Raw genomic sequence first — 13681 nt, 5'->3', positions numbered from 1 at the left:
CTCTTTTTTATATCCTCTATTATTCGTGCTTTTAAATAACAAATCAAGTACAGTTGTTTCCGCTAAACTGAGAAGACGAGGAAAAAATCATATTTGATAGAGAAGTGTAAATCATAGATGATAAGAATATAGTAACAAGCTGATTTTGCTTTATTCGAAAAAAGCGGTAGCTTCTTTTTTCCAGTCGGAGTTGAACGAGCCTGCTACGCTTTTACTTTGAAACATGCCAAGAAACACAACGAAGAACTGAGTTGATGTTGAATGCTCCTGCGATTACTCGTCGCACGAAAAGACTTGGTACAAGGTGACTGAAAGGAACGTTGCGTCCTTCTGTTATTAAAATGTTGAAAAGTACAAGTTGAAGTGAAGTGGAACGTTGTTACCATATGTTATCTAGCTATGCGGGCTAGTCACTACGCTCTACTTCGATCTCATCAATTCCTAAGAGCTAAAGCTCTAAGGATTGAAGGTCTCGGAAAAAAGAGAAAATCTGCCTGTGACAAAAAGCGTCACAAACAGATTTTCCTATTTTTCAGTCGAGACTGGACGAGCCCGCTATGCTTTTAAATTAGGAGGAGAAAACATGAGTGATTTAAACGTATTATTAGTCTGTGGGTCAGGTGCCAGTAGTGGGTTTATGGCAGCCAATATGCGCAAGGCGGCCAAAGTAAAAAATTTAGACATGAGTATTGTTGCAAGAAGTGAATCGGAGATCGAGAATTATATTGAGGAGATCGATGCTTTGATGGTTGGACCGCATCTTGAATATATCATTGATGAAATTGATGAGATTATTCACGGATTTCCAGTTAAAGTGATTTTGATGAAAAAAGAATACTATGCAACGCTAGATGGGGATGCTGCAGTTGAACACTTGCTAAGTTCGTTAAAAGAAGACGAACAGTGAAGAAAAAGGAGACGTAAATATGAATAAGTTGATCTTTTGGTTGGAAAATAGTTTCTCACCTAAAATGAACAAAGTAAACAATAATCCTTGGATTGTCAGTATTAAAGATTCAATCATGCAGACGTTGCCTTTTATTTTCTTAGGGTCGATTTTTTCAATGTTGGCTATTTTGAATGAATATTTTCCAGCTCTACCAAGTTTTTGGGTGCCTTTTGGCTGGACGATGGGCAAAATTTCATTGTTTGTGGCTTTCTTGATCCCTTTTAACTTAATGGAGAAAAAAAGATTGCGCAAACAAAGAATTGTAGCTGGAATGAGCGGTTTAGTGCTGTTCTTGATGATTATTTCACCACAAATCGAAAAAGATGGTGTGGTCGGTTTTGGACATGATGCACTAGGTGCTGGCGGGATGTTTGTGGCAATTGTTGCGGGCTTGATTGCTGGATTTGTTTTAGTAACTTTAGGGAAATTTACGTTCTTTAAAGAAGAATCTGTGATTCCAGATTTTGTTAGAGCTTGGTTTGATTCAATGTTACCGATCGGCATTATTATTCTTTTTGGCTGGGTCGTTGTGTTGATCATGAAAGTGGATTTATATAATATTGTTTTAAGTATTTTCATGCCGCTATCTAGTTTTATGGAATCACCTGGAGGTTTTGTGGGAATGATGTTCTTGATTTGCTTCCTTTATTCTATGGGGATTTCTACTTGGGTACTAACGCCTGTGGTACAGCCCGTTTTACTAAAAGCGATTGCAGAAAATATTGCCCTTGTTCAAAATGGTACGGCTTCTGTTGAAACCTTAAATTTGGTGACAAGCAGTACTTTATACTCAGCTTATCTATGGATTGGAGGGATTGGTTGTACGATGCCGCTGGTGCTAATGATGATGCGGGCTCGCTCTAAGAAAATCAGTGCATTAGGGAAAGCTTGTATTGTGCCATCAATTTTTAATATTAATGAACCCGTGATTTTTGGAGCAGTTGCGTGGAATCCGTTATTGATGATTCCAATGTGGCTACAGGGAATTGTTTTGCCAATAGTGATTTATATTTTTACAAAAGTCATTCCCTTTGCGCCAATTCCTAAAGTTCAATTTGAATTATGGTATTGTCCATTTCCATTTGCTACGTGGTTTACGACCGGGACAATCACTGGAATTATTTTAATGCTGGTCATTTTTGCGATATCTACGGTTATTTGGTATCCATTTTTCAAAGCATACGATGATCAAGAAACCAAAGCAGAAAATCAAACGTTGAAGGAGGCTTAATAGATGGACGATTTATTGTCACAACAAGCCATGAAAATTATTTTATTTGCTGGAGATGCTAGAGTTAATTGTAAAAATGCCCTTATTGCAACTGAGAAAAACGATTTTGAAACAGCAGCTGAAGAAATGAAAGTTGCTAAAACCAATATAACAGCGGCACATAAAGTTCAGACAGAGGCAATTCAAAGTGAAATGAGTGAAGAAGTCAATGTACATGAGCATTCACTATTGTTTACACATGCTCAGGATACTTTAATGACGATTTATAGTGAAATCAACATGGCTAATCACTTGATTAAAATAGCGAAACAAATTGATGAACGCTTATCATTACTTGAAAAAAAATAAAGAAAAGAGGCCAAAGCTATGTATCAGGTACCAACTGGATTTCCAAAAGATTTTTTATGGGGCGGAGCTGTTGCAGCTAATCAATGTGAAGGCGCTTATGAATATGAAGGCAAAGGCACAAGCGTTGCGGATATCAATGAATTTAGAGCGGATCTACCACTAGAAAAAAGATCGAATGCTGAGATTTCTACAACCTATATTGAAGAAGCTCTTCATAGTAAAACAGGGATTTTCCCGAAAAGATGGGGGATCAATTTTAAAGAAACGTATCCAGCAGATTTAAAGTTACTAGGAGAGATGGGGCTAAAGTTATTTAGAACATCAATCGATTGGTCACGGATTTTCCCAAATGGTGATGAACTGGAACCAAATGAAGCAGGGCTACTTTTTTATGATAAATTGATTGATGAAATTATTGCTAATGGGATGGAACCGATGATCACTCTTTCTCATTATGAAATGCCACTGAACCTTACATTGAATTATCAAGGTTGGTATTCAAGAGAAGTAGTTGATTTCTTTGTTCGCTATTGTAAAGTTATTTTTGACCGCTATCAAGGCAAAGTAAAATATTGGATTGTCATCAATCAAATCAATTTGATCGGTCATGAATCGTTCAACCATTTAGGTATCGCAGAGGATCAAGTGGAAAATCTGCAGCAAGCGAAATATCAGGGCGTTCATCATATGATAGTAGCAACAGCTTTGGCTACTGAATACGCTCATCAGGTCGATGAAAATTATCAAGTTGGAATGATGCTTTGTGGCGGGCCAGAATATGCGGCTACTTGTAATCCAGAAGATGTGCTAGCAACCTTGAAAATCAACCAAATGCAGTATTTCTTTGCCGATGTATTACTACGAGGATATTATCCAGGTTATGCGTTTCGTTATTTTGAAGAACATGGCATTAAGCTTGAATTTGCTGAAGAAGATGAAACAATTTTAAAAAATACAGCCGATTATCTATCATTTTCTTATTACTATACTCAAATTTGCGATGCTAAACACGATGAGCCTTATCGAAATAAATCACTTCCTGCAAATCCTTGGGGGTGGACGATCGATCCACTTGGGTTAAGAACGTTATTAAATTCCTTTTATGATCGTTATCAATGTCCAATCTATATCACTGAAAATGGTATTGGTTGTTATGATCAGTTAGAAGAAGATGGTAGTGTTCACGATGACTATCGCATCGATTATTACCGAGCACATATCGAGCAAATGAAAGAAGCAATCAAAGACGGTGTTGATCTTAGGGGATATTGTGCTTGGGGACCCATCGATATTATTAGCTGCTCTTCTTCGGAAATGAGTAAACGCTACGGGTTTATTTATGTAGATCAAGATGATTATGGAAAGGGAAGTCAAAAACGTTATTTAAAGGATAGTTACGTTTGGATGAAGCAAGTGATTGCAAGTAATGGGGAACAGCTTTAAGAATAAAAGAAGTGACGAAGATACAGCTCATAGAGTTTTGTCTCTGTCACTTCTTTGCAATTAATTTTTAGCTTAAAAATTTAAATCAAATTAAACGACCAATTAATCCCGAACTTATCTGTTACCTGACCGAATAATTCCGACCAGTCTGTTTTTTGTAAGACATGACATTTGTCGCATCTTCCGATAATTTAGTGAAATAATGAGTTAATTTATCAGGATCAGTTACTTCTATGACCAAACCGACATTTCTACCATAAGGAATTTTATTCATAAAACTTGGTGTATCATAGAGGTGAAATTATGAGTAAATTTTGTCAAAGCTGCGGTATGCCACTGGAAGAAAGTACCCATGGGACAGAATCAAGGGGGTCATTATCAGAAAAATATTGTCATTTATGTTATGAAAATGGTCAATTTATTGAACCAGATATTACCTATGATCAGATGTTAGCAAGAGGAAAAAAGAATTGCAGAGGAAGCGGTAGTGGTATTGGTCAGTTCTTTTTATCAACATTTTATCCATTTCAATTAAAAAAATTAGATCGTTGGAAAAAATAGTTGAGCTTTAGAATCACTAAAAAACCGAAGATTAAAAATCTTTTTCATGATTTTTAATCTTCGGTTTTTCTTATTTTAGCATGTTACCTCTTAGTCAATTTCACAACCACTTCGCAACGTGCAGTTTGTGGAAACATATCTACAGATTGTAAGTATTGCACATCAAAGACTTTAGTTAAATCAACCAAGTCTTTTGCAAGTGTGGATACGTTACAAGAGATATAAACCATCTTCTTCGGAGGTTGCTTTAAGATTGCTTTTAGTAGCTTTTGATCCAATCCAGTTCTTGGTGGATCAACAATGATCGCATCAGGTTTAAAACCATTCTGAAACCATTCTGGTAGCAACTCTTCGGCTGTTCCTACTTCATAATGGGTATTTGTGACACCTAAGCGTTCAGCATTCATTTTTGCATCTTCGATCGCAGCTGGAATAATATCCATTCCACGAACTTCTTTCGCTTGTTTAGCAATACTTAAACCAATTGTTCCAACACCACAGTAAGCATCTACAACTGTTTCGTTGGGCTGTAAATCCAACGCTTTCACAGCTTCGCTGTATAACACTTCAGTTTGTTCAGGATTTAACTGGAAAAATGCTCTAGGAGATAAATCGAAGGTTATTTCATTGATCTTCTCTTCAATACTTTCTTTGCCCCAAACATGGATTGTCTCATCACCCATGACGATTGAAGTTCTTTTGTTTTGAACGTTTTGCATGATCGATACCACTTCTGGTAAGTGCTGCGTAATTTCATCGATCAAGGCTTTTTTTTGTGGGAATTTTACGGATTGTGTGATAAAAACGACCTGAACTTCATTCGTTTTAATACCGACACGCACCATGAGTGTTCGGAAAATGCCACTGTTTTTCCGTTCGTTATAGATTGGCAACTGGTATTTGTTCAGCAATTCTACCAAGGCGTTCATGACTTTAGTTGTCGCAGGTTGTTGAACTAGACAATCATCGATAGGAACTAGGCGATGAGAATCAGCTTGATAAAGACCAGCTTCAACTTCACCATCGATTTTACGTAGTTGAAATTGCGCTTTATTACGATAATTCCAAGGATTTTTCATTCCCATAGTTTTAGGTGTTGAATAGTTTTCAAAATTTCTTGGTCTGAATTTATTTAATGATTGCTTCAATAAATCTTTTTTGAAAAGTAGCTGGGCCGGATAAGCTAAATGCTGCAGCTGACAGCCACCGCATGTTTCATAAACAGGACAGGGTGGTACAACCCGTTCAGGTGCTGCCTTTACTATCTTTTTTAATTGTCCTTCCACAAAACGTGGAGCTATTTTAGTGATTTCCACTGAGACATCTTCTTTTGGTAAAGCGCCTGGAACAAAAACAATCGTCTTTTTATAATAGCCAATACCTTCTCCGTTGATTCCTAAACGTTTTATTTTTAAAGGGATCGTTTGTCCCTCTTTTAAAAGTTGTGTGGTCATAATTCCATCCTTTTGATCCGAAGATCTGTTAATCAAATATAACGATATTTCTTATTTTAGCACAATTTGCCTAGTTTAGCTTCTAGCAAATGTATGTTATAGTAGAATATATGTTCTCACTAGAAAGGCGGAGAAAGATGGAAACAATTACAAAAATCACCAAAGACAAAGGTCAGTTTTATCTTATCTGGCTGTCTTCAGGAGAAAAATTACGGGTCTCAGAGGATACCTTAGTTCGTCAGCGCCTATTAAAAGGCCAAGAATTAACAGAATCTGAGATCGAACAAATAAAAAAATCAGGTTCTTATGATGTTGGTTTACAAATGTCTTTAAATTATCTGAGTTATCAATTACGCTCAAAAAAAGAAATTTTAGATTATTTAAAGGAAAAAGAAATCTTGCCAGAAGATCGCAAAACAATTGTGATCCGCCTGGAAGAAATGAACCTCTTAGACGATAAAATTTTTAGTGAAAGTTATGTCCGTACCTTAATGCGAACAAGTGATAAAGGACCCAAAATGATCGAACAACAACTAAAACGAAAAGGCTTGAATGAAGAAGACATTCAACATGGGTTAACTTTTTATACTATGGATGATCAAGTAGAAGTAGCAAAAGCAACAGCTGAAAAAGCGATGAGACGTTATCGAACAAAGAGTTTTAAAGATGCTGTACAAAAAGTTCAAATGCACTTGATGCAAAAAGGGTTCAATCGGGAAGTGATTGATTTAGCACTTGAAGAGCTATCCTTTGAAAAAGATGAAGAACAAGAATTAGATGTGATCAGAAAAGAAGGAGATAAATTATGGGAAAAACACCGTAAATTGGATCCCTATAAACGTGTGATGAAAGTTAAACAAGGGCTGTTTCAAAAACGTTTTGACTCAGATTTGATTCAGCAATATTTTGATGAAAAGGAATTAGAGAATGAAGTATGAGAAGTATTGGGAAACTTGGAGTGCTACTGAACTACAGGCTTTTCAAGAAGAGTTTATTAATTGGTATGAAAAAGAAAAGCGAAATTTACCTTGGCGTGTTAATTTAGATCCATATCGTATTTGGATTTCAGAAATCATGTTACAACAGACTCGTGTGGATACGGTGATCGATTATTATTATCGTTTTATGGAGTGGTTTCCAACGATCAAAGACTTAGCTGAGGCACCAGATGATCGTTTATTGAAAGCATGGGAAGGGTTAGGTTACTATTCAAGAGCAAGAAATTTAAAAGTTGCAGCGCAACAGATCATGACTGAGTTTGACGGTCAGATGCCTCAAACCATTGAAGAAATTCTCCAACTAAAAGGAATTGGCCCATACACGGCTGGTGCGATTGGCAGTATTGCTTTTCAAATCCCCGAACCTGCGATCGATGGCAATGTTATGCGGGTGGTCAGCCGTTTGTTTGAGATCAGTGATGATATTGCCAAACCAAGCAGTCGAAAAGTGTTTGAAGAAGCAATGTATAGAATCATTGATCAGAAGCGGCCAGGTGATTTTAATCAGGCAATGATGGATCTGGGTTCAGGTATTTGTACCCCGACATCACCAAAATGTGAAGAGTGTCCAATCCAATCGTATTGCTTGAGTTACAAAAATAATACGATGACAAATTTTCCAGTTAAATCAAAAAAAATGAAACCAAAAGATGTTTATTATATCGGAGGAATCATTGAAAATAATCAGCAAGAATTTTTATTAGAACAGCGTGATTCTAAAGGCTTACTAGCGAATATGTGGTTGTTTCCAATTGCAGAAGTCAGCAAAGACCGCTTTGAATTTCTACAGAAAATGTGGGTGAAAGATGATCAGCAACTATCACTTGATTTTGAAGAACCACTGTTAGTTGCTGAAGAAAATCCAGAAATTTTCGAAGATCATTCACAAGTTGTTTGGCAAAAGCGAACCTTAGGTGAAGTAACACATATTTTCAGTCATTTAAAATGGCATATCCTAGTTTTCTATGGGCGTCAAACAGGATTAACAGCTAAAAATGAAAACCAAACTTGGGCAACAAAAGAAACATTCTCAAACTATGTTTTTCCAAAACCCCAGCAAAAGATGTTAGATCTGTACAAAAAAGAATTTAGAAAAAAAGAATAATTTCTTGGTGCAAACCCCAAGTGCACATAAAAAGCCTAGGAGATTCGCACCAGAATTTTGCTGAAAATAGCGGTAGAAATAGGCTTTTTCTCATTTTGATTTAATGTTATACTAGTTTTAGTGGTGGAATGGTGGAGATATGTCATGTATTTTAATCAATTTCACGGTCTAGCTCTGTTTAGAGCTAGTAGATTGAAATATAGGTTGGTACTCTACGTTAAGTGTTGGGGACAGAGCTAGCCTTTCTTTAAAAACATCTCAATTTCAACTTTATAAAAAAACTAAAAGCAAGCCCTATATTTCAAAAGATATTCCTCATCGCTGTGAGAAAACAAACTACTTAGTATGCAAAGCTGAAAATTATGATATAATTATAATGATATCGGTGTAATGAACACCCAAACGAAGAGTAATCAGCTTTGAGAAGCGATTTTTCGTACTAGGGAAAGTTGGGGGACTATGGCAATTCCAAAAGAAGGTGAATTTGTAACGATTCAAAGTTACAAACACGATGGACATTTGCATCGAACATGGCGAGATACTATGGTATTAAAAACAAGCGAGTATTCTTTGATTGGTGTCAACGATCATACTTTGGTGACAGAGTCTGATGGTAGGCGTTGGGTTACTCGTGAACCAGCTATTGTTTATTTTCATAAAAAATACTGGTTCAACATAATAGCGATGATTAGAGAAAAGGGGGTTTCTTATTACTGCAATCTGGCGTCACCTTATCTTTTAGATGATGAAGCGTTGAAATATATTGATTATGATTTGGATATCAAAGTTTTTCCTGATGGGGAAAAACGCTTATTAGATGTCGATGAATATGAATTTCATAGCAAAATAATGGAGTATCCTGAAGATATTGATTTTATTCTAAAAGAAAATGTTAAGACGTTAGTGGATTGGATTAATAATGAAAAAGGCCCATTTTCTGAAGCCTATGTCGATATTTGGTATAAGCGATACCAAGAGCTATCAAAGAAATAGCCAATGTAAGATGTTAAATGAAAAAAGTCACCCAAGTAGAACTTGATTAAGTTTTTCTTGGGTGACTTTTTATTTGGCTAAATAAACTAAAACTGTTTATTCATCTGATAATGTTCAATAGCGGCATCAAGAAACATTTCACCTTCTTTGATATACCCCATTTTTTCATAGAAGCCAAGTGCGGTAATTTGAGCACCTAAAGTAATTGTGTTGTATCCTTGCTCTTTTGCAAATTGCTCAGCGCTTTCTACGATCACGCGACCATAATCATGACCTCTAAACTCTTTTTGAACGGCCATGCGCTGTAATTTTATCATTCCCTCTGCAAGCGGTAATAAACGACAAGTAGCAATAGATTCGTTGTTATCGCCATACAAAACAAAATGAATACAAGCTGCTTCATATTTATCGATTTCAATTTCACCAGGAACTCCTTGTTCCAACATAAACACCTGACGACGAATTTTAACTGCATCTAAGTAGATATCACTCATAGTATCTTTAGTGTGAACAATTTTCATTTGGCACCTCTGTCATAAGTATTTTGTTTATTGTAACTTAAAATAAAGAGAGTTGTTAGAGTTATTTAAATAGGAAAATGAAAAATTAATTATTTTGGAATATTTTCTTATGAAATGAATAGTTATCAATTCTTCAATTTTAGCAATATATAGTTAACTGTTAAAAAAGTCACAATATTTTATTGTGACTCCTTGATGGTTTGGATTATTTTTTGAGAGTGGAAAAAATTATTAAATTAATGATTAACAGATACACCTGTTTTGTTAATAAACCCAATCCATTTTTTATTATTATCGTATAAAGAATAATAAACTGTACCTGAAAAGTGATTGTAACGTCCTTGTGCATGGTAAACTTTTTTGTATATATTATTAGTAGTTCCTTTTTTTGAAGAAAAAGTGTTAATATCTCCCCAAATAGTGTAATCTTTTTTTGCAATCGTCACTTGTTCATTATTGCTTATCCAAGCGCCTTGCTTCCCAGCACCTCGTTCCACATCTCTCTTGTTGATGAACCCTTGCCAGATACCTTTACTATCATATAAAGAATAGTAAACTTGTCCCGAAAAGTGATTGTAACGACCTTGAGCATGATAGGTTTTTTGATAAAGACTAGTGGTACTGCCTTTTACGGAAGAAAAATCATAAATGTTACTCCAAATAGTACCGCCTTTTTTTATAACGGTGACGAAGTCATCATTTTTCATCCAAGCGCCTTGTTTCCCAGCACCTCGCTCCACATCGCTTTTGTTAATAAAACCTTGCCAAGCGCCATTACTGTCATATAAAGAATAATAAACTTGTCCCGAAAAGTGATTGTAACGACCTTGAGCATGATAGGTTTTTTGATAAAGACTAGTTGTACTACCTTTTACGGAAGAAAAATCATCAATGTTACTCCAAACAGTACCGCCTTTTTTTATAACGGTGACGAAGTCATCATTTTTCATCCAAGCGCCTTGTTTCCCAGCACCTCGCTCCACATCTCTTTTGTTAATAAAACCTTGCCAAGCGCCATTACTGTCATATAAAGAATAATAAACTTGTCCCGAAAAGTGATTGTAACGACCTTGAGCATGATAGGTTTTTTGATAAAGACTAGTTGTACTACCTTTTACGGAAGAAAAATCATCAATATTGCCCCAAATAGTACCGCCATTTTTTGTAACGGTGACAAAGTCATCATTTTTCATCCAAGCGCCTTGTTTCCCAGCGCCCTTTTCTACGGCCTTGGAATTGACATAGCCTTGCCAAGTTCCATTGCTGTCATATAAAGAAAAATAAGTGATACCGTTTGAATGGTTATATTTTACTTTAGCTTGGTAGGTGTTATTAAGTATTTTGTCGGAAGTAGTCTTTATTGACCAGTCAAATGAATTATAGATATCGTATCCTTTTTTAGTGATGGTGACATACGAGCCATCATTAATAGGTTCTCCTTGAGCGACAGGATCTGATAAGTTCATTTTTAAGGCAAAGCTAGGTGGAAATTCTGACCACCAAATCTGAGATACTTCAACATTAGTATCATAGTTTGGAGCATGAATATATTGTCCATTACCAATGTAAAGTGCTACGTGATAGGTAGCACCAGTATTTCCCCAAAAAAGAAGATCCCCTGGTTGTAATTGCGAAATCGTTGCTTTAGAAATAGATACTTTTGTTCCTGATTTTTCTTGTGGTACAGTCCAATCACCAATATTTTTCCCCGTTACTTGCAAAAATACATAGCGAGTCAGTCCAGAACAATCAAACTTGTTCGGTCCTAATCGATCAGGATGTTTTTGTGTATAAGGTTTTCCTAAATGCTTTTTTGCTTCTGCTACAATTTGATCTCTTTGGGTTCCTGCACTAAAAGCGCGGGCAGCGGGCAGATCAGATTGAGTAGGAGTCAATTTTTTCAACGTTTCAATGAATGATTTATATTCTTCAAATGACATAACACTACTTCTGTAATCTGCTTCAAATTGTTTTCTTAATTCCTCTTCATCGTCAGTAACAGGAATTGGACTGGTTTGTTCAACATTATTAATCTGATTAGCTTCATCAGCGCTACTAATTACTGTTTCTTTTGTGCTAGAAGAACTACTAGCAGTTTCCATGGTATTTCCTGTAGTTGAATCTTTCGATAGGGTAGTACTTTCAGAAATTTCGGTTGATGTTTGCTCAGCTGAAACAGTTTCTGTGAAAATTGCTGTGCTAGTTGATAATGAGATAAAAGTGACCGCCAACATAAGATACATATTATTTTTTATAAACATAAAAAAAACTCCTTTTTCGTTTGTGGAATTAATATCATTATACCATACCCTTTTATTTGTATGTGCTGTTCTCTTTTTGAAAGAGAATTGACAATTCTGTTATATTGATTATATCTAAAAAAAGATAGTAGGATTTTAAGAGAAATTGATGTATAACTTTTGTAAAAATAATAACAGCGGTGTACAGTAGAAATAACAAAAAAGAAAGGTTGTGGGCGTCATGAATCCAGATGAAATTGTGCAAAAAGTCAAAGAGTTGATTGGTGAAGGAAATTTTGAAAAGGCTAAGCAATTCCTTGAAGAACACAAAGATGATATTGGTGAACAATATGAAAAAATTAAAGGAATGATCCCTGATGTTGATGCAGGAGGACTAGCCGATAAGGTCAAAGGCTTCTTTAAAAAATAACCAAATCAAACAATCACTAGAAACATCCGGACAGCTAATTTGACGGATGTTTTTTATATAAGTTCAATCGGCATTTTAGAAAGCAAACTAGTACAGAAAAATAGTGCTATCCTATTTAGTAACAATTATGCTAAAATCTATTAACAAGCAATCATTTTTTATTGATAAAGGAGGATCCTCTTTGTTTGAAAAATTAAGACAATCAAAGTTATTTTTTTGGTCGGCAGAGTTATTAGTCATCGCCACGTTGATTTTTGTTTCATCAAAGATCAATTTTATTTTTACGCCGATAGGGACATTTTTTTCAACCTTATTCGCACCAGTTTTGGTAGCCGGATTTTTGTATTATATTTTAAATCCAATCGTCAATTTATTGATGAAAACCAAAATGAAACGAATCTTTGCGATTTTGATCGTATTTTTACTATTGATCATAGCACTTGTATTGCTTTTAGTTAGTGTGATTCCTAGCCTGATTTCCCAATTATCTAGTTTAGCTTCTAATATGCCAGATGTTTTTAAAAGCGTGGAGGCATGGGTGTATCAAATGGCGGAGTTACCGATTTTTAAAGATTTTGATTTAACGAAATATATTGAGCAGTTAGATATTTCATATGGTAACATTATTCAACAGTTTATTAGTGGATTGTCTAGTAGCTTAGGCTCGATTGTATCAACCGTTGCATCGACCACAATCATTATTGTTACTGCGCCATTTATTCTGTTTTATATGTTAAAAGATGGGGATCGGATGGTCCCAGGAATCAAACGTTTTTTACCTAAAAAGCGTCAGAATGACATTGTTGAGTTGTTAGGAAAATTAAATAAAACATTATCAAGTTATATTAGTGGTCAGGCAATTGAATGTTTATTCGTAGCCACCTTTACTGTTATCGGTTACTCATTAATCGGTGTTCGATATGCATTTTTATTTGGTGTGATTGCTGGTATAACCAATTTGATTCCTTATTTAGGACCATATATCGGACTGGCTCCAGCGGTTTTTGTGACCGTTTTTGATGAACCTTTTAAAGCCTTACTATGTTGTTTGGTTGTATTGATCGTCCAACAAATCGACGGGAATATTATCTATCCAAACGTAATCGGTAAATCATTGCAAATCCATCCATTGACAATTATTCTTATTTTACTAGTTGCTGGGAATATCGCTGGACTTTTAGGGATATTCTTAGCAGTACCGTTTTACGCAGTGTGTAAAACAATCGTTGTCCATATTTTTCAAATGTTTCATCAGAATAAACTAGACGAACAACCAATCCTTGAGTTGCCTGACGAAATAAATTCGCCAGAAAGTAAGGAAAAATAGTTGCTGAATATTGAAATCAGCTCGTGTTTGTGATACGATTTTAACGTGACTACCTCATGTAGTCACGTTTTTTTAAAACAA

Annotated in this window: 13 protein-coding genes; 10 read left to right on the top strand and 3 right to left on the bottom strand. The window is 35.5% G+C overall.

What is annotated here, in order from left to right; genetic code table 11:
* The first annotated feature begins 583 nt into the window (after positions 1 to 583).
* The 5 genes from A5866_RS06395 to A5866_RS06375 all read left to right on the top strand — a co-directional run bounded on the left by A5866_RS06395 (position 584) and on the right by A5866_RS06375 (position 4532).
* The gene (locus A5866_RS06395; protein ID WP_086444046.1) at positions 584 to 907 is read left to right on the top strand and encodes a PTS sugar transporter subunit IIB; all 324 of its coding nucleotides are present in this window, start codon (positions 584 to 586) and stop codon (positions 905 to 907) included.
* A 19-nt stretch (positions 908 to 926) separates the two neighbouring features.
* Entirely contained in the window at positions 927 to 2180 is a 1254-nt protein-coding gene (locus tag A5866_RS06390; protein WP_086278788.1) for a PTS sugar transporter subunit IIC, read from the top strand.
* Between the two features lie 3 nt (positions 2181 to 2183).
* Positions 2184 to 2528, top strand: coding sequence for a PTS lactose/cellobiose transporter subunit IIA (locus A5866_RS06385; RefSeq protein WP_086278789.1), 345 nt, complete (start codon positions 2184 to 2186; stop codon positions 2526 to 2528).
* A gap of 18 nt (positions 2529 to 2546) precedes the next feature.
* Entirely contained in the window at positions 2547 to 3971 is a 1425-nt protein-coding gene (locus tag A5866_RS06380) for a glycoside hydrolase family 1 protein (RefSeq protein WP_086278790.1), read from the top strand.
* A 303-nt stretch (positions 3972 to 4274) separates the two neighbouring features.
* Complete coding sequence (locus A5866_RS06375; RefSeq protein ID WP_086278791.1) at positions 4275 to 4532, top strand: zinc ribbon domain-containing protein; 258 nt, start codon at positions 4275 to 4277, stop codon at positions 4530 to 4532.
* Between the two features lie 83 nt (positions 4533 to 4615).
* Here the strand turns inward: A5866_RS06375 and rlmD are convergent, their stop codons facing one another.
* Positions 4616 to 5986 (bottom strand): 23S rRNA (uracil(1939)-C(5))-methyltransferase RlmD, encoded by a 1371-nt coding sequence (gene rlmD, locus A5866_RS06370; RefSeq protein ID WP_086278792.1) that lies wholly within the window; start codon positions 5984 to 5986, stop codon positions 4616 to 4618.
* Positions 5987 to 6123: 137 nt separating this feature from the next.
* On the opposite strand from rlmD, the gene recX reads away from it, so the two are divergent.
* From recX to bph, 3 genes are all read left to right on the top strand, one after another.
* On the top strand, positions 6124 to 6924 hold the full coding sequence (gene recX, locus A5866_RS06365) for a recombination regulator RecX (RefSeq protein ID WP_086444047.1): 801 nt from the start codon (positions 6124 to 6126) through the stop codon (positions 6922 to 6924).
* Entirely contained in the window at positions 6914 to 8089 is a 1176-nt protein-coding gene (mutY, locus tag A5866_RS06360; protein ID WP_086444048.1) for an A/G-specific adenine glycosylase, read from the top strand. Before recX ends, mutY begins: the two co-directional genes overlap by 11 nt.
* A 459-nt stretch (positions 8090 to 8548) precedes the next feature.
* Entirely contained in the window at positions 8549 to 9082 is a 534-nt protein-coding gene (gene bph / locus A5866_RS06355; RefSeq protein WP_086278795.1) for a biofilm phosphatase Bph, read from the top strand.
* Positions 9083 to 9168: 86 nt separating this feature from the next.
* Here bph and A5866_RS06350 read toward each other — a convergent pair whose 3' ends face one another.
* Positions 9169 to 9603: a GNAT family N-acetyltransferase gene (locus A5866_RS06350; protein ID WP_086278796.1), complete on the bottom strand. Its 435-nt coding sequence runs from the start codon at positions 9601 to 9603 to the stop codon at positions 9169 to 9171.
* Between the two features lie 236 nt (positions 9604 to 9839).
* Entirely contained in the window at positions 9840 to 11864 is a 2025-nt protein-coding gene (locus tag A5866_RS06345; RefSeq protein WP_339099754.1) for a C40 family peptidase, read from the bottom strand.
* Positions 11865 to 12084: 220 nt separating this feature from the next.
* Here A5866_RS06345 and A5866_RS06340 point away from each other — a divergent pair, with 220 nt between their 5' ends.
* Complete coding sequence (locus tag A5866_RS06340; RefSeq protein ID WP_086278797.1) at positions 12085 to 12273, top strand: hypothetical protein; 189 nt, start codon at positions 12085 to 12087, stop codon at positions 12271 to 12273.
* A gap of 181 nt (positions 12274 to 12454) precedes the next feature.
* Positions 12455 to 13600 carry an AI-2E family transporter gene (locus A5866_RS06335; RefSeq protein WP_086444049.1) on the top strand — a complete coding sequence of 382 codons (1146 nt, stop codon included), beginning with the start codon at positions 12455 to 12457 and terminating at the stop codon, positions 13598 to 13600.
* Positions 13601 to 13681 lie beyond the last annotated feature (81 nt).

The sequence above is a fragment of the Enterococcus sp. 12C11_DIV0727 genome (genome assembly GCF_002148425.2).
In the GTDB taxonomy this organism is placed as follows: Bacteria; Bacillota; Bacilli; order Lactobacillales; family Enterococcaceae; genus Enterococcus_L; species Enterococcus_L lemimoniae.
The sequence above is the reverse complement of the archived record's forward strand: the minus strand, read 5'-3'. Positions and strand labels throughout refer to the sequence as shown.